Source organism: Stenotrophomonas maltophilia, assembly GCF_002799245.1.
Classification (GTDB): Bacteria; Pseudomonadota; Gammaproteobacteria; order Xanthomonadales; family Xanthomonadaceae; genus Stenotrophomonas; species Stenotrophomonas maltophilia_S.
In genome coordinates this window covers 90,217-114,449 of the sequence record NZ_NEQV01000006.1, presented here as the reverse complement: position 1 = coordinate 114,449, position 24,233 = coordinate 90,217, and the positions used below count along the sequence as shown (strand labels likewise).

24 protein-coding genes are annotated in these 24,233 nt (G+C 68.2%); 16 read left to right on the top strand and 8 right to left on the bottom strand.

Annotated elements, in window-relative coordinates:
• Positions 1-91: 91 nt before the first annotated feature.
• Positions 92-1,258, bottom strand: a complete 1,167-nt coding sequence (locus B9Y64_RS17705; RefSeq protein WP_100441849.1) for a lytic polysaccharide monooxygenase — start codon at positions 1,256-1,258, stop codon at positions 92-94.
• 191 nt (positions 1,259-1,449) lie between these two features.
• Positions 1,450-1,977 carry a DUF1203 domain-containing protein gene (locus B9Y64_RS17700; protein WP_100441848.1) on the bottom strand — a complete coding sequence of 176 codons (528 nt, stop codon included), beginning with the start codon at positions 1,975-1,977 and terminating at the stop codon, positions 1,450-1,452.
• Between the two features lie 154 nt (positions 1,978-2,131).
• Here B9Y64_RS17700 and B9Y64_RS17695 point away from each other — a divergent pair, with 154 nt between their 5' ends.
• From B9Y64_RS17695 to B9Y64_RS17680, 4 genes are all read left to right on the top strand, one after another.
• The gene (locus B9Y64_RS17695; protein ID WP_100441847.1) at positions 2,132-3,334 is read left to right on the top strand and encodes a GGDEF domain-containing protein; all 1,203 of its coding nucleotides are present in this window, start codon (positions 2,132-2,134) and stop codon (positions 3,332-3,334) included.
• Positions 3,335-3,402: 68 nt separating this feature from the next.
• Positions 3,403-4,929, top strand: coding sequence for an alpha/beta hydrolase (locus tag B9Y64_RS17690; RefSeq protein WP_100441846.1), 1,527 nt, complete (start codon positions 3,403-3,405; stop codon positions 4,927-4,929).
• Complete coding sequence (locus tag B9Y64_RS17685) at positions 4,926-5,672, top strand: ATP-binding cassette domain-containing protein (RefSeq protein WP_100441845.1); 747 nt, start codon at positions 4,926-4,928, stop codon at positions 5,670-5,672. The genes B9Y64_RS17690 and B9Y64_RS17685 overlap by 4 nt, the downstream gene beginning before the upstream one ends.
• Complete coding sequence (locus B9Y64_RS17680; protein ID WP_100441844.1) at positions 5,669-6,853, top strand: ABC transporter permease; 1,185 nt, start codon at positions 5,669-5,671, stop codon at positions 6,851-6,853. Before B9Y64_RS17685 ends, B9Y64_RS17680 begins: the two co-directional genes overlap by 4 nt.
• A gap of 21 nt (positions 6,854-6,874) precedes the next feature.
• On the opposite strand, the gene B9Y64_RS17675 is transcribed toward B9Y64_RS17680, so the two are convergent.
• Both B9Y64_RS17675 and B9Y64_RS17670 read right to left on the bottom strand, forming a co-directional pair.
• Positions 6,875-7,585, bottom strand: a complete 711-nt coding sequence (locus tag B9Y64_RS17675) for a transposase (RefSeq protein WP_100441843.1) — start codon at positions 7,583-7,585, stop codon at positions 6,875-6,877.
• Between the two features lie 99 nt (positions 7,586-7,684).
• The gene (locus B9Y64_RS17670; protein ID WP_100441842.1) at positions 7,685-8,482 is read right to left on the bottom strand and encodes an AraC family transcriptional regulator; all 798 of its coding nucleotides are present in this window, start codon (positions 8,480-8,482) and stop codon (positions 7,685-7,687) included.
• A gap of 78 nt (positions 8,483-8,560) precedes the next feature.
• Here B9Y64_RS17670 and B9Y64_RS17665 point away from each other — a divergent pair, with 78 nt between their 5' ends.
• Positions 8,561-8,815, top strand: a complete 255-nt coding sequence (locus tag B9Y64_RS17665; RefSeq protein WP_100441841.1) for a hypothetical protein — start codon at positions 8,561-8,563, stop codon at positions 8,813-8,815.
• An 82-nt stretch (positions 8,816-8,897) separates the two neighbouring features.
• On the opposite strand, the gene B9Y64_RS17660 is transcribed toward B9Y64_RS17665, so the two are convergent.
• Positions 8,898-9,911: an energy transducer TonB gene (locus B9Y64_RS17660; protein ID WP_100441840.1), complete on the bottom strand. Its 1,014-nt coding sequence runs from the start codon at positions 9,909-9,911 to the stop codon at positions 8,898-8,900.
• A 200-nt stretch (positions 9,912-10,111) separates the two neighbouring features.
• Positions 10,112-10,732 carry a TIGR00645 family protein gene (locus B9Y64_RS17655; protein ID WP_100441839.1) on the bottom strand — a complete coding sequence of 207 codons (621 nt, stop codon included), beginning with the start codon at positions 10,730-10,732 and terminating at the stop codon, positions 10,112-10,114.
• Positions 10,733-10,844: 112 nt separating this feature from the next.
• Between B9Y64_RS17655 and B9Y64_RS17650 the strand changes: the two genes are divergently transcribed.
• From B9Y64_RS17650 to B9Y64_RS17635, 4 genes are all read left to right on the top strand, one after another.
• Positions 10,845-11,534 carry a glutathione binding-like protein gene (locus tag B9Y64_RS17650; protein ID WP_100441838.1) on the top strand — a complete coding sequence of 230 codons (690 nt, stop codon included), beginning with the start codon at positions 10,845-10,847 and terminating at the stop codon, positions 11,532-11,534.
• 174 nt (positions 11,535-11,708) lie between these two features.
• Positions 11,709-13,934 (top strand): S9 family peptidase, encoded by a 2,226-nt coding sequence (locus B9Y64_RS17645; protein ID WP_100441837.1) that lies wholly within the window; start codon positions 11,709-11,711, stop codon positions 13,932-13,934.
• Positions 13,935-13,959: 25 nt separating this feature from the next.
• Positions 13,960-14,475 (top strand): cytochrome c oxidase assembly factor Coa1 family protein, encoded by a 516-nt coding sequence (locus tag B9Y64_RS17640; RefSeq protein WP_100441836.1) that lies wholly within the window; start codon positions 13,960-13,962, stop codon positions 14,473-14,475.
• Positions 14,476-14,542: 67 nt separating this feature from the next.
• Positions 14,543-16,339 (top strand): DUF885 domain-containing protein, encoded by a 1,797-nt coding sequence (locus tag B9Y64_RS17635; RefSeq protein ID WP_100441835.1) that lies wholly within the window; start codon positions 14,543-14,545, stop codon positions 16,337-16,339.
• 96 nt (positions 16,340-16,435) lie between these two features.
• Here B9Y64_RS17635 and B9Y64_RS17630 read toward each other — a convergent pair whose 3' ends face one another.
• Positions 16,436-16,894: a hypothetical protein gene (locus tag B9Y64_RS17630; protein WP_100441834.1), complete on the bottom strand. Its 459-nt coding sequence runs from the start codon at positions 16,892-16,894 to the stop codon at positions 16,436-16,438.
• Positions 16,895-17,080: 186 nt separating this feature from the next.
• Between B9Y64_RS17630 and B9Y64_RS17625 the strand changes: the two genes are divergently transcribed.
• From B9Y64_RS17625 to B9Y64_RS17610, 4 genes are all read left to right on the top strand, one after another.
• Complete coding sequence (locus B9Y64_RS17625; RefSeq protein WP_005420185.1) at positions 17,081-17,329, top strand: hypothetical protein; 249 nt, start codon at positions 17,081-17,083, stop codon at positions 17,327-17,329.
• A gap of 123 nt (positions 17,330-17,452) precedes the next feature.
• Positions 17,453-18,370 carry a bestrophin family protein gene (locus B9Y64_RS17620; RefSeq protein WP_100441833.1) on the top strand — a complete coding sequence of 306 codons (918 nt, stop codon included), beginning with the start codon at positions 17,453-17,455 and terminating at the stop codon, positions 18,368-18,370.
• 19 nt (positions 18,371-18,389) lie between these two features.
• The gene (hemB, locus tag B9Y64_RS17615) at positions 18,390-19,379 is read left to right on the top strand and encodes a porphobilinogen synthase (protein WP_100441832.1); all 990 of its coding nucleotides are present in this window, start codon (positions 18,390-18,392) and stop codon (positions 19,377-19,379) included.
• 32 nt (positions 19,380-19,411) lie between these two features.
• Positions 19,412-19,681 (top strand): hypothetical protein, encoded by a 270-nt coding sequence (locus tag B9Y64_RS17610; protein ID WP_032129122.1) that lies wholly within the window; start codon positions 19,412-19,414, stop codon positions 19,679-19,681.
• 160 nt (positions 19,682-19,841) lie between these two features.
• Here B9Y64_RS17610 and B9Y64_RS17605 read toward each other — a convergent pair whose 3' ends face one another.
• The gene (locus tag B9Y64_RS17605; RefSeq protein ID WP_100441831.1) at positions 19,842-20,705 is read right to left on the bottom strand and encodes a TolB family protein; all 864 of its coding nucleotides are present in this window, start codon (positions 20,703-20,705) and stop codon (positions 19,842-19,844) included.
• A 49-nt stretch (positions 20,706-20,754) separates the two neighbouring features.
• On the opposite strand from B9Y64_RS17605, the gene aroE reads away from it, so the two are divergent.
• The 3 genes from aroE (at position 20,755) to dinG (ending at position 24,227) form a co-directional block, all read left to right on the top strand.
• The gene (aroE, locus tag B9Y64_RS17600; RefSeq protein ID WP_100441830.1) at positions 20,755-21,600 is read left to right on the top strand and encodes a shikimate dehydrogenase; all 846 of its coding nucleotides are present in this window, start codon (positions 20,755-20,757) and stop codon (positions 21,598-21,600) included.
• Between the two features lie 3 nt (positions 21,601-21,603).
• The gene (locus B9Y64_RS17595; protein ID WP_100441829.1) at positions 21,604-21,957 is read left to right on the top strand and encodes a hypothetical protein; all 354 of its coding nucleotides are present in this window, start codon (positions 21,604-21,606) and stop codon (positions 21,955-21,957) included.
• 167 nt (positions 21,958-22,124) lie between these two features.
• Positions 22,125-24,227 carry an ATP-dependent DNA helicase DinG gene (dinG, locus tag B9Y64_RS17590; RefSeq protein ID WP_100441828.1) on the top strand — a complete coding sequence of 701 codons (2,103 nt, stop codon included), beginning with the start codon at positions 22,125-22,127 and terminating at the stop codon, positions 24,225-24,227.
• The last annotated feature ends 6 nt before the right edge of the window (positions 24,228-24,233 follow it).

The window sequence follows — 24,233 nt, the reverse complement described above, 5'->3', positions numbered from 1 at the left end:
GGCCCGGGTAGTGCCGGCCGCTGGCCGGCAACCTCATGAAGCCTTGAAGTGCCCACCAGGGGCGGCATCACGCCGCCCCCGGTGCGCAGCCTCAGTACGCGATCCACGCATCCCGCCAGGCACTGCCCACGCCTGGCCGGTACGCTTCGGCGTCGACGTTGCACCACGCGCCTTCCGGTTTCGGGCGGCAGGCATACAGCTTGCCGTCGCTGCCCTTGACCACGGTCTGGCCCGGCACATAGTGGCCGATGCCGACCGGGTACACGCTGTCGTAGTCGCCGCCCGGCGTCGGGGTGCCCGGGTCCGGCAGCTTCGTATCAAGCTGGAAGCGGTTGCCATCCTTCAGGTAGACGCGGTTGGCGGTGGCCGAGGCCGTCGGCGTGATCACGCCATTGCTGAGCACACCCAGGCGCGCATGCTGCGCACCGGTATTGACCTTGCGCGCCAGTACCAACGGCCACTGTGCAGCGGCGGTCTGGCCGCTGGCCAGGGTTGCCTCGACGCGCTCGACATCGTTGCCGTTGGCGTTGAACACGCGCAGCGCCAGGGTGGTTCCGACCGGCAGGTCGCCGCGTGCGGTCACCGGGCCTGCATCCTGCCATTGCGGTGCAGGTGCCGTGCCACCGCCCTGGAAGCGCACGTCCATGCACGTGTAGAACGCCTCGGTCGAATCCGAGCGCTGCCAGGTGTTGTAGATCACGTGCTGGCCGGTGCGCTGCGGCAGGGTGCACTGCAGCTTGTACGTGCCATCGGCCGACAGCGGCGTATTGCCCAGCGTGCAGAACTCCTGCAGGTCGGCCCAGCGCAGCGGGCTGCCCGGCTGCCAGCCTTCGCGGGTGACGAAAAAGCGCCAGTCACGCGTGGCGTGCGGCGCGGTGGCCTTGAACACGAAGGTGAACCTGCCATTCGCATCGGGCTGGATCGGCGTGGTCTGCCAGTCGCTGCGGTCCACGTCCAGGCCGCGGAAGGTCGGGTTGTTGCCACTGCACAGCTTGCCGTCGGGTACTACCGCCTGGTGGTTGCCGTTGGCGTTGGCCTGGTTGATGCCGTTCCAGTCGTAGAACGCCTGTGAACCGCCGATCGCCTTGGCGGCGGCACAGGCCGGATTGGTCGGGTTCTCCGGGTTGCCCTGGAAGCAGGCATAGACGCGGCTGACCGGGGTGGTCATGGTGCCGTGGGCGAACGCGTTGCCGGCCAGGCACAGGCCCGCCGCGGCGAACGAGGCGGCCAGCAACAGCGGTGTGGATCGGAATGACATGGCGCATCCTTGTGGTCGTCGAATGGGAACGGTGACCGCAGGGGCTGCGCTGCGTGGCGGACCAACGGCGGCACCACGGCGAGTATCGAGTCGTGATGCAGGCGGTGGAACCATCGGAATGCCGATCCGTGACTGTGCATGTGAAGCCCTTCCCGCAGGCTTCACGTGGGGCTGAACGGATGCGCTGGACGTCACGCGGTTGGCGTGGCCGCGATCACGTCGTGGAGAGCGCGATGCGGGACATCCCCTTGCACCCGATCCGCCTGGCATGAGAAACAGCCATGCGCCGCGTTGTGCAACTGCACGAAGGCCACCTCCGGATCAGCGAACAGCCTGTCCAGCTGCGCAGCAACCTCGGTCCCGGCGCAGACCTGCGCGCTGCGCATCAGCGCTGCGGCGTCATAGGCGCGCAGCGAGATCATCCGGCGTTGCACATATGGCGGCACGTCACCGGGCCGCAGAACGCAACGGCTCACCCCGCGCTGCACGAAGATCGGGCCGGACGCATGGTAGGGCGAGTGCAGGGGCAGGTGGACGTGTGACAGCAGGAGCAGTTCGCTGCCCGCGGGCGGATCGCTCAGGCTGATCCGGCAGGGATGGCCGCCGTTCGCGCCGGCCCAGCGGCGCTGGATACCCAGTGCGGCAAGGGTGCTGTCGCTCTTCTCGAACAGGTGCTGGAACGGGCGGTGGTCGAGGCCACCGAGGTACCACGTGTGCATGGGCGTCTCCCTGGTCTTCCGCGGATTCTGGGCACGCGTCGGCCGTGCTGCTCGCCGTTTTCCGACCCCGCATCCTGGGTGGCCCGCAGATTGCGGCGGGGATGGCGCGGCAAGGCGCTAAGATGCGCGCGCCGCCCCGGCCGACGAGCGCCGCATGTCCCTGGATTTCCCGACCATTACCGTGCTTGGCTTCCTGCTCTGCATCGGCATTGCGGTGGGCTTCTCGCTGCTGCTGGTCGTGCTGCGCGGACAGCCGGTACTGCGGCAGTGGACCATCAGCCTGTGGTTGCTGACCCTGGGGGTGACCCTGCTGGCCATGCGGCCCTACCTGCCACTGGTCCCGGCGGTGCTGGCCGGCAATGCGGCGATGGCCGGCTGCGGGCTGATGATGCTGCGCGGCGTGGCCCTGCATCTTGGGCAACCATTGCCGCTGTGGCGGCCGCTGCTGATGGCGGCCGCGTTCATGGCCTGCATCTTCGCCTTCCTGGTGCTGTGGCCGAACCTGGGCATGCGCCTGCAGGTGTTCAGCGTGTTCGCGCTGATCGTCGACGGCTGGATCGCCGGGTTGCTGCTGCGGCATGCACCGCCACAGCAGCGCACCAGCTGCCGCCTGGCCGCCGCCGTGTTCCTGGCAGAAGCGGCGTTGTATGCGGTACGCCTGTTGCTGCCGCTGGCGCCCGATGCCGGTGAGGACATCATGCGGACCGGTTCGCCGATGTTCGCCACCTATATTGCCGGGGTGATGCTTGAACTGGCGCGTTGCTTCGCGATGGTGCTGCTGCTGGTCGAGCGCATGCTGGTCGACCTGCGCCATGCGGCCCGCACCGATGGTCTGACCGGCCTGCTCAACCGCAGCGCAGTACTGGCCGACGGCCAGGCGCAGCTGCAGACGCTGCGGCGCCAGCAGCGCCCGCTGGTGCTGTTGCTGATCGACGTGGATCACTTCAAGAAGATCAACGATCGTTGGGGCCACCCGGCAGGCGACCAGGTGCTGCGCCATTTTTCGGCGACGCTGCAGCACTGCGTGCAGGGCCACGAGCACCTGTTGGGCCGCTACGGCGGCGAAGAGTTCGTGCTGGTGCTGGCTGGAAGCACGCGCGGCGAAGCGATGGAACGGGCCGCCGCGATCCGCGCGCGCCTGCAGCAGCGGCCGGCGCTGCTGGCCGGCGGCCCGGTGCTGGTCACCGCCAGTGTTGGCCTTGCGATGGATGCGGGGCAGGGGGACCTGTCGACGTTGCTTGCCGCCGCCGACGCGGCCCTGTACCGGGCCAAGGCCGAGGGACGGGACCGCCTGGTCTGTGCGCCGACGGCCGCGGATTCGTCATTGCCCATCGCCGTCGGCGCGCTGCCCGTGTAAGTTGGGTCACATCTTCCGCGGCAGCCCGTCGTGGTCGACAGGAACGTCCTCCAGGGGAAACGAGCACGATGCAAAGACACCACCTCGCGCTGGCCGGGATGCTGGCCAGCCTGATGCTTGCCGGGTGCAGCCAGACGCCGCCGGCCGACGCCGGAAGCGCCAGCGACGCACCCAGCCGCCGCTTCGGCACGATCGACTTCCAGCCCTGCACGCTGTCCACCGAAGGCGCCAGCGCCAACGTGGAGGCGCAGTGCGCCACCCTGCAGGTGCCGGAGGACCGGGCCCAGCCCGATGGCCGCCGGATCGGCCTGCGCATTGCCTGGCTGGAATCGGGCAGCAGCGGCGCCAGCCAGCCCGACCCGGTGTTCTTCCTGGCCGGTGGCCCCGGCCAGGCGGCCAGCGAGGTGGCGGTCATCGTCGATACCGCGCTGCGCCAGGTGCGCAAGCAGCGCGACGTGTTCCTGATCGACCAGCGCGGAACCGGCGGTTCCAACCCGCTCAGCTGCCTGGGCGCGGACGGCAAGCCACTGCAGATGGACGAGGATGCCGCGCCTTCCGAGGCATCGCTGCGCGATTACGCCCAGCGCTGCGCCGCATCGCTGCAAGGGCGTGCCGATGCACGCTTCTACACCACCACCGAAGCCATCGCCGATCTGGATGCGGTGCGTGGCGCGCTTGGCGTGGACCAGCTCAACCTGGTCGGCGGCTCCTACGGCACCCGTGTGGCCCAGCGCTATGCCGGGGCCTATCCGCAGCATACCCGCAGCATCGTCATCGATGGCGTGGTACCGAACGAGCTGGTGGTCGGTGGCGACTTCGCGACCACCTTCGAGGACGCGATCGCCCTGCAGTCGGCGCAGTGCCGCAAGGATGCCACCTGCAGCAAGCGTTTCCCGACCGACACCCGCGCGCAGCTGCGCAGCGTGGTCGATACCCTGCGCCGAGCGCCGGTTTCGGTGGACTATCGCGATCCGGGTACCAATGCACCACGGCAGGATGTACTGACGCCGGACAGCGTGGTCGGCCTGGCCTTCGCCTTCTCCTACGTGCCGCAGTACTCCTCGCTGCTGCCACTGGTGCTGGATGAGGCCGCACAGGGTCGCTACGCCCCGTTGGCATCGCTGGCGCGCGGCGCGAACCGCAGCATGGATTTCCAGATCAACCGTGGCATGCAGTGGTCGGTGATCTGTAGCGAGGATGCACCGCGTTACCACGCGCCGGCGGAAGATCCCGAGCGGCTGTTCGGCAACGAGGTCGCCAGTGCCTTCTTCGCGGCCTGCCCGGTGTGGCCGCACCGCCCGGCGCCAGCAACCGACGCCGTGCCGCTGCGCAGTGACGTGCCGGCGCTGCTGCTGTCCGGTGAGCTGGACCCGGTGACGCCGCCGCGCTACGCCGCGCAGGTGCTCAAGGGCCTGCCCAACGGCCGTGCGCTGGTCGCCCGAGGCCAGGGCCACGGCACATTGACCGCCGGCTGCATGCCGCGCCTGCTCGGCCAGTTCATCGACACGACCGATGCCAAGGCACTGGATGCCGGCTGCCTGGACACGCTGAGCTACGTGCCGGCGTTCACCTCGTTCAACGGATGGGAACCATGATCGTCGCCGACAACCTGCACAAGGCCTTCGACACCCGCACGGGCCGCATCCAGGCGGTCGCCAACGTCGGCTTCCGCGCCGGGGACGGGCAGATCACCGGCCTGCTCGGTCCCAATGGTGCCGGCAAGACCACCACCATGCGCATGCTCTACACGCTGATGACCCCCGACCAGGGCAGCATCAGCGTCGATGGCATCGATGCGGCGCAGAATCCGGTGGAGGTGCGCCGCCACCTGGGCGTGCTGCCCGATGCGCGTGGCGTCTACAAGCGCCTGACCGCACGCGAGAACATCGCCTACTTCGGCGAGCTGCATGGCCTGTCGGCCGAGCGCATCCGCGAACGTATCGAGGTGCTGTCGCATGCATTGGACATGGGGGACATCCTCGACCGGCAGACCGATGGCTTCTCGCAGGGCCAGCGCACCAAGACCGCGATCGCCCGCGCGCTGGTGCACGACCCGCGCAACGTCATCCTCGATGAACCGACCAACGGCCTGGACGTGATGACCACGCGCGCGCTGCGCCGTTTCCTGCTGGGCCTGCGCGAAGAGGGACGTTGCGTGATCCTGTCCAGCCACATCATGCAGGAGGTGGGCGCGTTGTGTGACCACATCGTGATCATCGCCAAGGGCACGGTGATGGCCGCCGGCAGCGCCGATGAACTGCGTGCGCAGGCCGGTGAAGCCAACCTGGAAGACGCATTCGTGAAACTGATCGGCAGCGAAGAGGGCCTGCACGCATGAGCATGATGTCGACCCTGATGACGGTGATGCGCAAGGAACTGCGCGACCTGTCGCGTGACCGCCGCACGCTGCTGCTGACCCTGCTGTTCGGGCCGCTGCTGTACCCGGTGCTGCTGCTGGGCATGGGCAAGCTGGCCGAGAGCCGGGTGCGCACCCAGATCGAAGAACCGTTGCAGATCCCGACCATCGGCGCCGAGAACGCGCCGAACCTGGTGCGCTTCCTCGCCGCACAGGGCCTCAATGCCGCACCGGCACCGAAGGACCTGGCCGAGGCCATCCGGACCCAGGACATCGATGTGGCGCTGCGCATCAGTGATGACTTCGGCAAGGACTGGGCCGATGGCAAGCCGGCACTGGTGGAGGTGATCAAGGACAGCACGCGGCGCGCCGCCGAAGTCCCCGGCGCCCGCCTGGAGGCGGCACTGGCCACCTACAACGGCCAGGTCGGTGCGCTGCGCCTGATGGCGCGCGGCATCGACGCACAGGTGGCACGCCCGCTGGACGTGGCGCGCCAGGACCTGGCCAGTGCCGAGGCCAAGCGCGGCATGATCCTGTCGATGCTGCTGCCGGTACTGCTGACCCTGACCTCGTTCATTGGCGGCGCCTACCTGGTGATGGACGCTACCGCCGGTGAGCGCGAGCGGCAGTCGCTGGAACCCCTGCTGGCCACCCCGGGCTCGCGCAGCGCGATCGTCAGCGGCAAGATCGCCGCCGCCTGCGTGGTCGGTTTCGTGTCGCTGCTGCTGACCCTGGTCGCGTTCAAGGTGAGCGCGCAGATCGCGCCCGGCAACATCGGCCGCCAGTTCAACATGAACGTCGGCTCGATGCTGCAGATGCTGCTGGTGATGTTGCCGATGCTGCTGATCGGCACCTCGCTGCTGACCTTCCTGTCGGCTGCGGCCAAGAGCATGAAGGAAGCGCAGAGCCACATGACCTGGCTGATGCTGCTGCCGATGCTGCCCGGCTACGCGCTGGTGGCCTATCCGCTGAAGAGCGAGATGTGGCAGTACGCCGTGCCGTTCCTGTCGCAGAACCAGATGCTGCTGAAGGTGATCCGCCACGAGACCATCACCCCGTCGGTATGGGCGATCTACCTCGGCGCCAGCCTCGGCCTGGCCGCCGTGCTCTGGTTCGCCGCCGTACGCCGCTACCACAACGAGCGCCTGGCCATCTCCGGCTGACCAAAAAGGGGACGGAGGGGATTAAGTCGCTTCTGCCTCTCCCGTCCCCTCCTTGCGCGGACGCCCCCGTCTGCGCATCACCACGGGGCGCCCCAGCGTCTGCTCCACCATCCGCAGGAATGCAGCGTCCCCCATTGGGCGTTGCCTGGCGCTGTGGTTGCGGATCGCCGGTACATCGGCGGATGCATTCACGTCGCGCAGGAACCCGGCATACAAGGTCGCCCTTTTCCGGGCGGTCGCTGCCAGCGCTTTGAACGCAGGATGCTGCGTCAGCATCGGATCATCGCGCCGTTGAAGGTTGCCGTGCACGCTGGACCACGGATGATCTTCGGCGCTGGCTGCGATCCCGGCGCGAACCGGATTGCGTTCGATGTAGCGGTATACGCTGAGGAGATAAGCGTCGCTGTCGATCATTGAGGAATGGAAGCGGCCCTGCCACAGCGGCCCACTGCGCCCGTGCCGCTGGTTGAAGGCCTGCACGTAGTTGTTGCCCTGCATGCGCATCGCACCGGCCAGTCCCTGCTGTGTGGATGGCGTGGCCAGCAGGTGGATGTGGTTGTCCATCAGGACATAGGCATGCAGTGCGACGTGGTGCTTGAGGAATGCACCGTGCAACAGGTGCAGGAACAGCTGGCGGTCGATGTCGTCGACGAAGATCGCGCCCTTGTTCACACCGCGTTGGATCACATGATAGGCCTGGCCTGCCAGCATCAGGCGCGCTTGTCGGGGCATGGGATTCGGAGGCTGAAAGGGGTTCCAGCCTGTCATCACGGTCGCGGACCAGGACATCAGGCAATGCCGCGAAGCGGTGTCGGATGAGTCAGAAGCGACTTAATCCCCTCCGTCCCCTTTTGCGTAGCGCGCTGGTGTCATCCCCATTTCGCGCTTGAACACGGCGATGAAGGCACTGGAGGTGTCGTAGCCCATCGACAGTGCGACGCTGATCACCGGTTCGCCAGCCAGCAGGCGTGGCAGCGACAGCAGCACGCGCAGGCGTTGCCGCCACTGGCTCAGCGTCATGCCTGTTGCGGCCAGCCAACGGCGGGCGAGACTGCGACCGGACAGGCCGCTTGTGGTTGCCCATGCATCGACACTGCGCAGGTCGTCCGGCGAACGCGCCAGCGCCGAAGCGATCTTCCGCAATCGCCGATCCTGCGGTTGTGGCAGGGCAAGCGGCAGGGGCGTGCTGGCGGCGATCTCATCGATGATCACGCCAACCAGGCGTGCCTGCGCAGCGTCCAGTGCCGGGTGTGGCCAGCGCAGCGCGCGCGTCATCGCGGCCTGCAACAGCGCGCTGGGCTGGAAAATGCGTGGCAGGTCGGGCAGCCCCATGCAGGCCTCGGCGCTGAAGTACAGGCTCCAGCCATCGAATCCCTCGGCCCCGACCAGTGCGTGGGGCAGCGAGGGTGGTATCCAGGCGACGTGCCCTGCCGGAAGCAGCCACTGCAGATGCCCGGCTTCGATCCGCAGCAGGCCGTGGTGGGCACCCAGCAATTGTCCGCGCAGGTGCTGATGGCGCGCGGTGCGACGCCGCCCGGGCACGCGCAACTGGGAGGCCAGCACGATGGGGCCACCGTCGGCATCGGCCAGAGCGGGGTCAATCAGGGCTGGTGATGTCTGATCTGCCATATCGAATGGCAGTTATACGGCAGAAGCGCCGGCGGCGGGGCGGCACACTGGGCTCCCGATCCCACAGGAGCATCACCCATGCGGCCACAGTACATTCTTCCCGACCACCAGAACGAGGTGCAGATGAACGGTCTTACCGTGCGCAAGGGCAGCGTCGGTGCCTTCCTTGCCAGCGTCCGCGACTGGCAGGACCCGGCCAGTGATTCCACCCGCCGCGCCACCGCCGAGGCCGACCTGCGTGCGCTGCTGCCGGCCCTGCATGCGCTGGGCCTGTTCCAGGTACTGGCCGCGCGCGATCCGGCATTGCAGCGCCTGATCGACAGCCTGCCCTGAAACGGATACGGCCCGGACTTGCCGGGCCGTGTCGTCATGGCGGGGTGGAAACGACTTAATCCCCTCCGTCCCCTTTTTGCGGTCAGGTGCCGCCCGGGGCGAATACCAGGGTGCGGCGGGTGGTGACCGGTGCGCTGACCGGCTCGAAGCGCCAGCGCTTGACTGCGTTCATGGCTTCGCGATCGAAGACGCGCGACGGCGTTGCGCGCAGCACGCGGGCATTGATCACCGAGCCATCGGTGCCGACGGTGATTTCCACCAGTACTTCGCCGGAAGTGCCGGCGCGCAGTGCTTCGGACGGATAACGCGGTGCCGGGGTGCTGACCGGGCGCAGGTTTGGAGCTGCAGCGGCGGCCGGTGCCGCGGCCTGGCGTGCGGCGCTGGCCTGCTGGGCAGCGGCCTGCTGCTGCTTCTGTTCGGCTTCGCGGCGGGCGGCGGCCTGGCGCTCGGCCTCCTGGCGCTCGTTGTCGCGGCGGGCGGCGTCCTGCTGGGCGGCGATCTGCTTGGCTGCGTCGGCTTCCTTGGCGCGCTGCTCGGCCAGGCGCTGCTGTTCGGTCTGCTGCTTGCTGCGGTCCTCGGCGTCCTTCTTCGCCTTCTCGGCTTCGGCCTCGGTGCGCTTGGCAGCGTTCTGCACGCCCTTGGCCAGGCCCTCCTTCAGGCGAGGCAGGGCCGGCGCGGACGCATCCACCTTCTCGATCAACGCCACCAGGCGCTGTGCTTCGGTGTAGTCCTCGCGGCCCAGGTGCTGTTCGGCGGCGATCAGGGTGTAGGGCAGCAGGTCGGTCAGCGCGCTCTTCACCGAGGCGTCGTCCGGGGTCTTGTCACGCAGGGCGAGGTAGTACTCGATGGCGTTGTCGCCGGCCGGCGCATACATGCGGTTCTCGCGCAGCGCCTGGCTGGCCGATTCACGCAGCTGCTCGGTACCCATCGACTGCACCTTGGCGGCGACTACCGGTGCGGCCGGTGCGGTGGCCGCGGGTGCGGCGGCGGGGGCCGGTGCTGCGGTTTCTTCCCTGCCCGAGCAGGCGGCCAGTGCCAGTGCCAGGGCAACCGGCAGCCACCGGCGCGCGGCGGTGATCGTTGAGACGTGCGACATCCTGCTCCCCTCTAGAAGACGACGTGACGTAAATCATTGATACGCATGGCCGGGACCTGCGGTCCGGGCGCGGCAGGGTGACGTTTCCCGACGCCACCGCCGGCAACGGCGAGGGTGCAATCTAGCATCCCGGCCACCGCCACGTACAAGGGCGGTGACCGGGAGGGGCAACGGCGGCCACGCCGTTGCCGGCGGCGACCTCAGTGGTCGTGCGCCTTGTCGTGCGACTTGCTGTGGCTGCTGGACATCAGCTTGTCGGTCCAGGCGATGCCGATCGCCGACAGGATGAACACGCAGTGGATGATGGTCTGCCACAGCACGCCGTCGGGAGTCAGCGTCGAACAGGTCTGCTCGCCGATGTTGGCGGCGGCCGACGCCATGCGTTCCGGCGGGCACAGCGGGATGCCGCCCAGCGCGCCGCTGGCGATGAAGGTCTTCAGCAGGTGGATCGAGGAGATGCCGATGATCGCCATTGCCAGCTTCACTTTCAGCACGCTGGCATTGACGTGGCTCAGCCATTCCGGCTGGTCCGGGTGGCCTTCCAGGCGCAGGCGCGAGACGAAGGTCTCGTAGCCGCCGACGATCACCATCACCAGCAGGTTGGAGATCATCACCACGTCGATCAGGCCCAGCACGATCAGCATGATCTGCTGTTCACCCATCGAGGCCGAATGCGAGATCAGGTGCCACAGTTCCTTGCCGAACAGGAACACGTAGACGCACTGCGCCACGATCAGGCCCAGGTACAGCGGCAGCTGCAGCCAGCGCGAGGCGAAGATCAGCGTGGACAACGGGGAGAGCGGCGGGCGGTTTGCACTCATGCGGGGGATGCTGCGTTTCGGGGGAGAGGCGAGGTTACCGGCCCGCCATGACGGTGCCAACCCAACTCACGCACTAGACTTCAGGTTCCTTTCCGCACCCCGAGCCGACGCCATGATCGACCTGTATTACTGGCCCACCCCGAACGGCCACAAAGTGACCCTGCTGCTGGAAGAAACCGGCCTGGAATACCGCATCCACCCGGTCAACATCGGCTCGGGCGACCAGTTCAAGCCGGAATTCCTCGCCATCTCGCCCAACAACAAGATGCCGGCCATCGTCGACCAGGCCCCGGCCGATGGCGGCGCCCCGCAGAGCGTGTTCGAGTCTGGTGCGATCCTGCTGTACCTGGCCGAGAAGACCGGCCGCTTCCTGCCCAGCGACCCGCGCGGCCGCGTCACCACCCTGGAATGGCTGTTCTGGCAGATGGCCGGTCTGGGCCCGATGAGCGGCCAGATGGGGCATTTCAATGTGTATGCGCCGGAAAGGATCCCCTACGCGGTCGAGCGCTACGACAACGAAGTGCGCCGCCTGCACGGGGTGATGGACAAGCGCCTGGCCCAGCATGCCTTCCTGGCTGGCGACGACTACACCATCGCCGACATGGCCAGCTACCCGTGGATCGGCGCCTACGACAAGCTGCCGGTGGATTTCGCCGCGTTCCCGAACCTCAAGCGCTGGCACGAGGCCATCGCCGCACGCCCGGCCACGCAGCGCGCCTATGCCTTGCGCCAGCAGGTGAACCCGAACGCCGGCAAGCCGCTCAGCGACGAAGAGCGCAAGCACCTGTTCGGCCAGCGCTGACCCAGGGCGCTGGCCAGGGGTCGGATCCCTTTGCACTGCAAAGGGCTCTGACCCCTCAATGCTCTGGCATGGGCACAAGGTCATGCTGCCTTCCTGCACGGGCTTGGTTAGGATGGGGGACAACCGCCCCGCGCCAACTCTGCGCGGCGGACCTGCCGTTTGCCGGGACCCTCCATGCGCCACCTGTTCGCTTCGCTCGCCCTCATGCTCGCCACCAGTACCGCCGCCCACGCCGAAAAGCTGACCCTGGAAGCCATCACCGGCCCGCTGCCGCTGTCCGGCCCGACCCTGATGAAGCCGAAGGTGGCGCCGGACGGTTCGCAGGTCAGTTTCCTGCGCGGCAAGGACAGCGACCGCAACCAGCTGGACCTCTGGAGCTACGACATCAGCAGCGGCCAGACCCGGCTGCTGGTCGATTCCAAGGTGGTGCTGCCCGGCACCGAGACCCTGAGTGATGAGGAAAAGGCCCGCCGCGAGCGCCAGCGCATCGCCGCGATGACCGGCATCGTCGATTACCAGTGGTCGCCGGACGCGCAGCGCCTGCTGTTCCCGTTGGGCGGCGAACTCTACCTGTACGACCTCAAGCAGCAGGGTGCGGCGGCGGTGCGCCAGCTGACCCACGGCGAAGGCTTCGCCACCGACGCCAAGCTGTCGCCCAAGGGCGGCTTCGTCAGCTTCATCCGCGGCCGCAACCTGTGGGTGATCGACCTGGCCAGCGGCAGGCAGCTGCAGCTGACCCACGACGGCAGCACCACCATCGGCAACGGCGTGGCCGAGTTCGTCGCCGATGAAGAGATGGACCGCCATACCGGTTACTGGTGGGCTCCGGACGATTCGGCGATTGCCTTTGCCCGCATCGATGAGGCACCGGTGCCGGTGCAGAAGCGCTACGAGGTCTACGCCGACCGTACCGATGTGATCGAACAGCGTTACCCGGCTGCCGGCGATGCCAACGTGCGCGTCCAGCTGGGCGTGATCGCACCGGCCGCCGACGCGCAGCCGCGCTGGGTCGACCTGGGCAAGGAACAGGACATCTACCTGGCCCGCGTCGATTGGCGCGATGCGCAGCACCTGAGCTTCCAGCGCCAGTCGCGTGACCAGAAGCAACTGGACCTGGTGGAAGTGGCGCTCGATTCCAGCCGCCAGCGCGTGCTCGCCCACGAGACCAGCCCGACCTGGGTGCCGCTGCACAACAGCCTGCGCTTCCTCGACGACGGCAGCGTGCTGTGGTCGTCCGAACGCACCGGCTTCCAGCACCTGTACCGCATCGACAGCAAGGGCAGGACCACCGCGCTGACCCACGGCAACTGGCCGGTGGACGAACTGTTGGCGGTCGATGAGAAGGCCGGCAAGGCCTACTTCCGCGCCGGCATCGAGAGCTCGCGCGAGAGCCAGATCTACGCGGTGTCGCTGCAGGGCGGCGAGCCGCAGCGCCTGTCCACGGCGCCGGGCATGCATAACGCCACGTTCGCCCGCAATGCCAGCGTCTACGTCGACAGCTGGTCCAACAGCACCACGCCGCCGCAGATCGAGCTGTTCCGCGCCAACGGCGAGAAGATCGCTACGCTGGTGGAGAACGACCTGGCCGATCCCAAGCACCCGTATGCGCGCTACCGTGATGCGCAGCGCCCGGTCGAGTTCGGCACGTTGACCGCTGCCGATGGCAGGACCCCGCTGAACTACAGCCTGATCAAGCCGGCTGGCTTCGATCCGTCCAAGCGCTATCCGGTGGCGGTGTATGTCTACGGCGGCCCGGCCAGCCAGACCGTCACCGACAGCTGGCCCGGCCGTGGCGACCACCTGTTCAACCAGTACCTGGCCCAGCAGGGCTACGTGGTGTTCTCGCTGGACAACCGCGGCACCCCGCGCCGTGGCCGCGACTTCGGTGGCGCGTTGTATGGCAGGCAGGGCACCGTGGAAGTGACCGACCAGCTGCGCGGCGTGACCTGGCTGAAGCAGCAGCCGTGGGTGGACCCGGCGCGCATCGGCGTGCAGGGCTGGTCCAACGGCGGCTACATGACCCTGATGCTGCTGGCCAAGGCCTCGAACCAGTACGCCTGCGGCGTGGCCGGCGCGCCGGTCACCGATTGGGGCCTGTACGACAGCCATTACACCGAACGCTACATGGACCTGCCGGCGCGCAACGACGCCGGCTACCGTGAAGCACGCGTGCTGACCCACATCGATGGCCTGCGTTCGCCGCTGCTGTTGATCCACGGCATGGCCGACGACAACGTGCTGTTCACCAATTCGACCAGCCTGATGAGCGCGCTGCAGAAGCGCGGCCAGCCGTTCGAGCTGATGACCTATCCGGGTGCCAAGCATGGCCTGTCCGGTGCCGATGCCCTGCATCGCTACCGTGTGGCCGAAGCCTTCCTGGGACGCTGCCTGAAGCCTTGATGCGCAAACGGGAAGGAGCCCGCCGATGACCCTGCCACCGCCCATCCCCACCCATGGCCCGAGGCCAGCCGGTTGGTGGCGCCGTCACTGGCGCTGGGCGATGCCGCTGGCCGTGCTGCTGGTGCTGGCCGGTACCGGTGGCGTAGTGGCCTGGAGCGTGCTGCGCTGGAGCGAGGCGGCACGCACGAGCCCGCCGATGCGCGAAGCGATGCGTCGCGCCGGATGCAGCATCGAACTGGTGGCAGCCTTCGGCGAGCCGCTGCGTGCCGAATCGATGCCGCTGGGCAGCATGCAGACCGCGATCAACGGCCAGCGCGATGTCGGCCTGACCGTGGCCCTGGAAGGACCCCATGCGCATGGCCGGCTGTTCGTGAAGGGCACCCGCAGTGACGATGTGTGGGACTACCCGGTGATGTACGTGCTGGGCGAGGACAAGCAGACCTTCGACCTGACCGCACTGGATGACGATGAAGCCGCGCAGGAGTGCGAACTGCAGGCCTGCCGCGAACGCGGCGAATGCGCGCTGACCGCTGCGCTGTGACCTCCGGCCGATTGTCGCCATCGCGCTGAGCGCGTAGGGTGCGGGCAACCCTGTCCTGGAGTGCACCATGAAGCCGATCGCGTTGGCCGTTGCCCTGGCCCTGACCGCTGCCCCGTTGCTGTCCGCACCGCCGGCGCTGGCTGCACCCGCCGCCAAGGCCGCTACCCCGGCCAGCCCGGCCTGGGTGGTCCGCAGCAATGCGCTGGCGCAGATCCTGCTCGATGCACAGGGCCCGTTCCAGCCGGAAGAAACCGGCTTCTTCGGCGTGCCCGGCTACGACGACAAGGTGGCCGACCTCGGCCCGGACAACGGCAAGCGCTACCGCGCCGCGATGGCCAAGGCACGCGACGAGCTGAAGGCGAAGCTGGCCACCGAGAAGGATCCCAATGTCCGCCAGGACCTGGAGATCATGATCCACGCCGCCAACCAGAACATCGAAGGCAGCGAGCTCAACGAGAAGTACCTGCTGCCGTGGAGCGATGCGCCGCAGACGGTGTTCAGCGGCCTCAACCTGCTGCTGTCCGACCAGGTGCCGGCCGAGCGCCGGGCCAAGGCGATCGACCGCCTCAAGGCCTATGCGGGCCTGCAGCCGGGCGGCACCGCCTTCACCACGCTGGCCCGCCAGCGCTACGAGGAGCGGCTGAAGGACGGCAGCCTGCTGCAGCCGACGAAGATCGAAGTGCAGCAGTCGCTGGACAACGTCGAGACCTACATCACCGGCATCGAGTCGCTGTTGAAGAAGTACCAGATCGCCGGTGCCGATGAAGCGATGAAGGCCCTGGCCGGGCAGATGAAGGACTACGCCAGCTGGACGCGCACGACCGTGCTGCCGAAGGCACGCAGCGACGCGCGCCTGCCGGCACCGTTGTACGCCTACCAGCTCAAGCAGGTCGGCATCGACATCGACCCGAAGCTGCTGATGCAGCGCGCGCAGCTGGAGTTCATGGAAACCCGCTCGGCGATGCAGCAGCTGGCGCCGCTGGTGGTGAAGGACAAGGGCCTGAAGGTGGCCGACCCGAGCGACCCGGTGGCGGTGATCCGTGCGCTGAAGGCCGACAAGATCGCCGACGACCATCTGGAAGGCCACTACCGCAAGGTGATCGACGCGATCGATCCGCTGATCCGCGAGCACGGCATCGTCGACGTGCCCAAGCGCGCCATGCAGATGCGCCTGGGTTCGGCCGCCGAGAGCGCGGCCAGCCCGGCCCCGCATTTCCTGCCGGCGCCGCTGGTCAACAACACCGGGCAGCAGGGCACCTTCGTGCTGCCGCTGGGCAACCCGGCTGCGGGCCCGGGCGCACAGTACGACGATTTCAACTTCGGTGCGGCAGCGTGGACGCTGAGCGCGCATGAAGGCCGCCCCGGCCACGAGCTGCAGTTCACCGCGATGGTCGAGCGTGGCATCTCGCTGGCACGCACCATGTTCGCGTTCAATTCGGTCAACGTGGAAGGCTGGGCGCTGTATGCCGAGGCCGAGATGGTGCCGTACGAGCCGCTGGACGGGCAGATGATCGCGCTGCAGTTCCGCCTGCTGCGGGCCGCCCGCGCGATGCTCGACCCGATGCTCAACCTCGGCCTGACCGACCGCGCCAACGGCGAGCGCGTACTGATGGAGCAGGTCGGCCTGTCCAAGGCGATGGCCACCCAGGAACTGGACCGCTACATGGTGCGCATGCCGGGCCAGGCGGGCAGCTACTTCTATGGCTACACCCGCATCCTCGAACTGCGCATGCAGACCGAGCTGGCACTGGGCGCGAAATTTGATCGCCTGGCGTTCAACAACTTCCTGCTCGACCAGGGCCTGCTGCCGCCGGACCAGCTGGCCGACGCGGTCAACAAGGTATTCGTGCCGAAGTACAAGTGATGCCTGCGCCGGGGTCGGATCCCTTTCCACAGGAAAGGGCTCTGACCCCGAAGGGTACCGGCAACGCCCATCCACGCATGGCGTGGATCTACCGCATCACCGTTGCGGGGTGATCACCTGCGTCGGCAGCCGTGCCGGCGGTTCCGGGTTCGGTACCCAGATCGCGACGCCGGCGGCGCGTTTCTGCGTGGTCGGAATACCAATGCCGACGCCACCGCCCACATGCGAGCCGAAGGTGCCGGCACCCACCGACATGCCGACCGGCGAGCCGCTGCTGCCCACACCCATCAGCACCACGCCATTGGCGCCCAGTGCCGCTGCTTCACGCTTCAGGCGTGCCACCGCCGCATCGGTCTGGCCCTGCGTGCCGAAGCCCACGGCAGACGCCGATTCCAGCTGGGCGATTTCCTGGGAGCCGGCCGGCGGCGTCGAATAGATCTGGACCAGTGCCGGATCGATTGGCGCGCGGGCACGCCCGAGCATGACCTTGGAGGTGCTGGCACAACCGGCAGTGACCAGCAGGATGGCCGCCAACGCGGCCCAACGGATGTTCATGGCACTACCCCTGTAGGACTGGTTGCGATCATCGGCGGGCCACTCTGAATCGGCGCCAACATCCTGGCACGGGCACGCACCGGCAGACGCTAGCACGCGCCCGGTGACAGCCCCGCCAACGGCAGTAGGCGGCGACCGCGGGAACGACTATGGTGGCGAGACAGGAACCAACTGCGGGAGGGCGGAATGGGTGTGATCAGTCTGTTGTGGGGTGTACTGGCGCTGTTGTGGATGATCCTGGCGCTGATTCCGCTGCTGGGCTGGGGCAACTGGTTCCTGATCCCGTTCGCCGCCGTCGGTGCGGTGATCGCCGCGCTGGGCATCCTGTTCACCCACCCGACCAAGCGCGGCCGGGCCTGGGCCGGGCTGGTGCTGAACGGCATCGTGGTGGTGGTCGGCATCCTGCGTCTGGGCCTGGGCGGCGGCGTGATCTGAGTCCCGCCACCGGGTGCGACAGGGCGTCGCAGGCACACGGCCGCTGGCCGGGCAGGGGCGTACAATATGCGGCTGCGCGAGCCCCCCGCGTGCCTGTGAATCCGCGCCCGGCGCGGCTGCCCCATGATCATCCGACCCCGTCCCCACGGCTGGCAACTGCTGTACATCCTGCGCGGCTCGATCGTTCCTGCGATCGCGCCGAAGGTGCTGGCCATCCTGATCCTGTCCATCGCCGTGGCGGCGGTGGTGGAACTGGCGCCGCCGACCGGCATCGAACGTGTTTCGGTCACGCCGTTCACCCTGCTCGGCCTGGTTCTGTCGATCTTCCTCAGCTTCCGCAACAGCGCCTGTTATGACCGCTGGTGGGAAGGCCGCAAGCTGTGGGGCCAGCTGGTCTACGAATCACGTTCGCTGGGTCGCCAGGTCAACCTGCTGCTGCCCGATGACGCCGGCCGCCGCCGCCGCATCGCCTACCTCACCACCGCGTTCGCCCATGCGCTGGCCGCGCGCCTGCGGGGTCGCATCGTGGCCCTGGCCGCGTTGCCGTGGCTGGACAAGCCGCAGCGCGAGCAGCTGGGCCAACGCGAGAACGTGCCTGACGCATTGCTGTCGATGATCGCTGCCGAGCTGGCCCAGGCGCTGCGCGCCGGCGAGCTCGATCCGATCCTCTACGCCCAGCTGGAGGAGCGCCTGCACGCGATGTCGTCGATCCAGGCCGGCTGCGAGCGCATCCTCAGCACGCCGCTGCCGTTCGCCTACACCCTGCTGCTGCACCGCTGCGCGTGGATGTTCTGCGTGCTGCTGCCGTTCGGCCTGGCCAGTTCGCTGGGCTGGGGCACGCCGGTGCTGTCGGCGGTGCTGGCCTATGCCTTCTTCGGCCTGGACCAGCTGGGCGAAGAAATGGAAGATCCGTTCGGCCTGGAGCCGAACGACCTGCCGCTGGACGCGCTGGTGCGCACGATCGAGATCGACCAGCTCGATGCGCTCGGCGAACGCCCGTTGCCCGAACCCCTGCTGCCGCAGGGTTACCTGTTGCAATAGCCACTCCTCGGAGCCTGCCATGTCCCATCCGCTTTACCGCCCCCGCCGCATGCGCCACGACGAGTTCTCGCGCCGCCTGATGCGCGAGAACACGCTGACCACCGACGACCTGATCTACCCGGTGTTCGTGCACGAACGGGCCGGCCGCACCGCAGTGCCGTCGATGCCGGGCGTGGAGCGGCTGTCGATCGAAGAGCTGCTGAAGGTGGCCGAGGAAGCGCTGGAGCTGGGCATTCCGGTGATCGACCTGTTCCCGGTGATCGACCCGTCGCTGAAGTCGCTGGACGCGTCGGCGGCGTGGGCCGAGGACGGCCTGGCGCAGCGTGCGATCCGCGCGCTGAAGTCGCGCTTCCCGGAACTGGGAGTGATGACCGACGTGGCGCTGGACCCGTACACCACCCACGGCCAGGACGGCATCATCGACGACAAGGGCTATGTGCTGAACGACATTACTGTCGAAGCGCTGGTCAAGCAGTCGGTGTCGCACGCTGAGGCCGGTGTGGATATCGTCTCGCCGTCGGACATGATGGACGGCCGCATCGGCGCGATCCGCCGTGCGCTGGATGCCGACAACCACATCAACGTGCGCATCATGGCCTACTCGGCCAAGTACGCCTCGGCGTTCTATGGCCCGTTCCGTGATGCGGTGGGCAGCGCGGCCAGCCTCGGCAAGGCCGACAAGAAGACCTACCAGATGGACCCGGCCAACGGCGACGAGGCCCTGCGCGAGATCGCGCTGGACCTGGAAGAGGGCGCCGACATGGTGATGGTCAAGCCGGGCATGCCGTACCTGGACCTGGTGCGCCGGGTGAAGGAGACGTTCGGCGTTCCGACCTTCGCTTACCAGGTCAGTGGCGAGTACGCGATGATGAAGGCCGCCTTCGCCAATGGCTGGCTGGACGAACGGGCCTGCGTGCTGGAATCGCTGCTGGGCTTCAAGCGTGCCGGCGCCGACGGTGTGCTGACCTATTTCGCGCCGCAGGTGGCGCGATGGCTGCGCGAGCGCTGACAATAGCGCCACGATAGACGGAGGATTACGCGATGGGACCCGAACTGGGATGGATGCAATGGTTGATCTGGGGCATCGGTACGCTGGTGTTCGGCGCCATCATCGTCGGTGTCTTCATTGCCGCCTGGCGGGCCGGCAAGCGCCCGCCGGAGCAGCTCTCCGCCGCCCGTCACGTGGCCCGTGAGCAGGCCCTGCCGGACAGCGTGCAGGCCGAGCTGGCCGCACTGAACCAGCGCAAGGACAACGGCCAGCTGAGCGAGATGGAGTACGAGCAGCAGCGCGCCAAGGTGTTGTCGCGCTGACTCTGCCGCATCCACGCATGGCGTGGCTCTACTGGTAGTCGCCAACCTTGGTTGGCCGTTTGTTTCTGTGCCGACCAAGGTCGGCCGCTACCGTCGCAATCCTGGTAGCCGCCAACCAAGGTTGGCATCTACCAAACGGCCCTATACCCGCGGCGTGGACCTACCGCACGCATCCCGCCACCAACGCCACCTTCGGCACCGCCAACCGGTACACATCCACACCGCCGGCACGTGGTGCCTTCGCCGCACTGCTGGCGACCATCATCTCGCCCGGCTTGGCGTTGTCGATCACCGGCGCGCCGGTCCAGCCGTCGGCCCGGTTGAACGACAGCCCCAGCGGTTGCAGCGCCACGCCGCTCCAGGCACAGCCGCTGCTCCACACCTGCGCGGTCGCGCCGCTGCCGCGGCTGAATACCACGGCGCCGTCATGGCCCAGCCAGTCGCCGTCGGTCTCGTCGTCGGCGCTGTTCAATGCGCTCAGTGCGGTGGCCGGGCCGCGCATGCCCTGCGCATCCAAGGTCGCCACGAACAGGTCCCAGCCGGCGCCACGGCCCTGCTGGCGGGCAAACAACAGCCGCTGGCCGTCCGCACTCAGGGCCGGCCCACGCTCTTCCCGGCGGCCGCCATCACCGGCCAGCGGCTGCGCATGGCCCAGCCGGCCATCGGCGGCCAGGGCGGCGCGGTACAGCGCCAGCGCGCCCTCGCGGCCGGCCGCGAACAGCAGCCAGCGGCCATCACGGCTGAAGTAGGGATCGCGGGCTTCACCGGCCACGCCGACCGGCAGTGCCTGCGCCTGCTGCCAGCGGCCGTCGACCACGCGTGCCTCCCACAGGCCCCAGCCGGCCTCGCCGCGGCGGGCGAAGACGATGCGCTGGCCATCGGCGCTGATCGTGGCGCGGCCCTCGTCGGCGCGGGTCGAGACCACGCCCATGCCTTCGATGCCGTACTCGTTCAACGCCATCGCCACGGGGGCAGAGAGTAGACTGGCGGCGAGCACCAGCAGGGGCGGGGTGATGCGCATCATCCGGTTCCGTGCACGAACAAAGCATCAGTCTAGCCAGCTTGAGGATTCCATGACCGACCGTTACGCCGTCTTCGGACACCCCGTTGCCCACTCGAAGTCGCCGCAGATCCACGCGACGTTCGGTCGCCAGGAAGGCATCGCCCTCGACTATCGCGCGATCGACCTGGCCCCGGAAGCGTTCCTGGCCGGCCTGGAGGCCTTCGCCGCCGAGGGCGGTGTCGGTGCCAACGTCACCCTGCCGCACAAGGAAGCCGCGTTCTCGGTGTGCACCACGCTGACGGCGCGGGCGCGCCGCGCCGGCTCGGTCAACACGCTGCTGCGCAAGGGCGACCGCTGGCACGGCGACACCACCGATGGCATCGGCCTGGTGCGCGACCTGACCGACCGCCACGGCCTGGACCTGCGCGGCCGTCGCGTGCTGATGATCGGTGCCGGTGGCTCGGCGCGCAGCGTCGCCCCGGCGCTGCTCGATGCCGGCATCACCGAACTGGTGGTGGTCAACCGCACGCCGGAGCGCGCTGACGAACTGATCGACGCCATGGGTGAACCAGGCCGCGCGATCAGCCGCTACTGGGAAGACCTGCGCGACCTGGGCGATTTCGAACTGATCGTCAACGCGACCTCCGCCGGCCGTGACCGCGACGTCGAGTTCAAGCTGCCGCTGTCGCTGGTCAATTCGATGACCACCGCTGTGGACCTGAACTACGGCGAGGCGGCCATCGCCTTCCTGGCCTGGGCCCGTGCGGCGCAGTGCCGCAATACCGTCGACGGCCTGGGCATGCTGGTCGAGCAGGCCGCCGAGAGCTTCCTGCAGTGGCACGGCGTGCGCCCGCAGACCGGCGAGGTCTACCAGTCGCTGCGCCAGGGTTCGGCGGTGCTGGCGGGCGAGGACTGATCGATGGACAGCACAACCCTGATGGTGACCGTGCTGAGCATGGTCGGCGTGCGCCTGCCGGTGCTGATCGCGCTGTGCGTCGGCCTGGTCTGGGTGATCGGTGCGCCGCGCGATGCTACGCGCACCGGCGCACTGGTCGGCCTGCTGCTGTTGCTGCTGTCCAGCCTGGGCGGCCTGGCCGCGGGCATGCTGCCGATGTGGCTGGTCAGCAATGGCAACTTCAGCGCCATCTCGGGCATGAGCGCCATCCTGGGTGTGCTGCACTTCGCACTGGCGATGGTCGAGGCCATTGGCATGGTCCTGCTGGTGTGGGCGCTGGTGCGCCTGCTGCGTAGCCGTACGATCCCGGCGTCCTGACCGGTCGCGCCGGGCCATGCCCGGCGTATATCGCCCTTGAGCAGCGCGGGCTTCGGACCGTGACAGCCACCGGGCGTCGTCGCTGGCCCGTTCAGGGTGCCGGCAACGGTGAATGCGGCCGGCCATGCGACAATGACCGGCCCGATCCAGCCACGGTAACTCCCGGCGTGACCGAAACCGTCGCCGCTCCGCGCACGCTCAATGACTCCTTGAAGGATGCGATCCGCAAGGCGTACACGACGCTGCAGGCCAATACGCCCGGATTTTCCACCCGCCGCTCGCAGAGCCAGATGATCGGCGTGGTGTCGCGCGCGCTGTCGAAAAGTGGCGGCGTCGGCGTGGTCGAGGCGCCCACCGGCGTCGGCAAGAGCCTGGGCTATCTCACCGCAGGCGTACCCATTGCGCTGGCCAGCAAGAAGAAGCTGGTGATCAGTACCGGCACCGTGGCGCTGCAGTCGCAGCTGGTCGAGCGCGACATCCCGAACTTCCTCAAGGCCACCGGCCTGGAAGCAACCGTAGCGCTGGCCAAGGGCCGTACCCGCTACCTGTGCACGCGCAATGCCGCCGAGGCGCAGGGTGAGGGTTCGCAGGGCGGCATGTTCGAGGATGACGCCCCGCTGTTCGACCGGCCGCTGGCGCCGATCGAGATGGACATCGCCAAGCGCCTGACCGACGCCTTCACCGGCGGCAGCTGGGATGGCGATATCGACAACGCACCGGAGACCATCAGCCCCGGCCTGCGCAGCCGCATCACCACGCCGGCTTCGGGCTGCGCCGGGCGCCGTTGTGCCTACTCGGCGCAGTGCGCGGTGCTGCGCTCGCGCAACACCGTGCGCGATGCGCAGATCGTGGTCACCAACCACGCGCTGCTGTTGTCGGCGCTGTCGATTGGCGACAGTGACAACGGCCAGCCGTTGATCGCACCGCCGTCGGACATGCTGCTGGTGCTGGACGAAGGCCATCACATCGGCAACGTGGCGATCGACCAGGGCGCGGCCAGCCTGGCGCTGGACGAGATGGCCAAGCGAACCGGCCGCCTGCAGATCCTGATCGCCGGCGCCTACCGCGCGGTCGACAAGGATCGGCTGGGCAACCTGCTGCCCAACGAAGCGATCGAGGTCGCCAGCAACGTGGCCAAACAGCTGCGCGCGTTCCGTGACCACGTCGAGCGGGTGTGGATGCCGGCGCCGGCGGACGAAGAGCCGATGTGGCGCGCGGCCAACGGGCGCCTGCCCGAGGCCTGGCGCGAGCCGATCGAGGCGCTGGCTGACGATACCCGCAGTCTCTACAACTGGGCGCATGCCGCCACCGCACAGGTGGCCAAGGGCAAGCCGGACGATGCCGCGCGCGAGCGCCTGCAGCGCAACCTGGGCATGGCGCTGGAAATGATCGAGCAGCAGTACAACCTGTGGCAGGCCTGGCGCCGCGAGGACAAGGACGGTGCGCCGCCGATGGCGCGCTGGGTCACCGCCACCCGCGACGGCGACCTGGTGCTGCACGGCTCGCCGGTGTCGGCCGCGCATGTGCTGCGCAAGCTGCTGTGGGATGAAGTGGACTCGGTGGTGATGACCTCGGCGACGCTGACCGGCGGCGGCGATTTCCAGTCGCTGGCGATCGACAACGGCATTCCGGAAGAGGCCGAGATGGTCTCGCTGTCTTCGCCGTTCGACCTGCCGAACCAGGCCGAGCTGATCGTGCCGAAGTTCCCGGTCACGCCGGACGACCGCGAAGGCCACCCGCGTGAAGTGGCGCGCTATCTCGACACCGAACTGGACTGGGCCAAGGGCTCGATGGTGCTGTTCACCTCGCGCTGGAAGATGGAGAAGGTGGCCGGGCTGATGTCGGCCGCGCGCCGCAAGCAGGTACTGGTGCAGGGCGAGATGTCCAAGACCCGCCTGATCGACGAGCACCTGCGACGCGTGGCAGCGGGCGAGGGCTCGGTGCTGTTCGGGCTGAATTCGTTCGGCGAAGGCCTCGACCTGCCCGGCGAAGCCTGCACCACGGTGGTGATCACCCAGGTGCCGTTCGCAGTGCCCACCGACCCGCAGACCGCCACGCTCAGCGAGTGGTTCGAGGGGCGCGGGCTCAATGCCTTCAACCTGATCGCCATTCCGCATGCGCTGCGCACGCTGACCCAGTTCGCCGGCCGCCTGATCCGCACCTCCACCGACACCGGCCGCGTGGTCATTCTTGATTCGCGGCTGCTGACCCGCCGCTATGGCAAGCGCATCATCGACGCGCTGCCGCCATTCAAGCGGGTGATCGGCTGAAAAAAG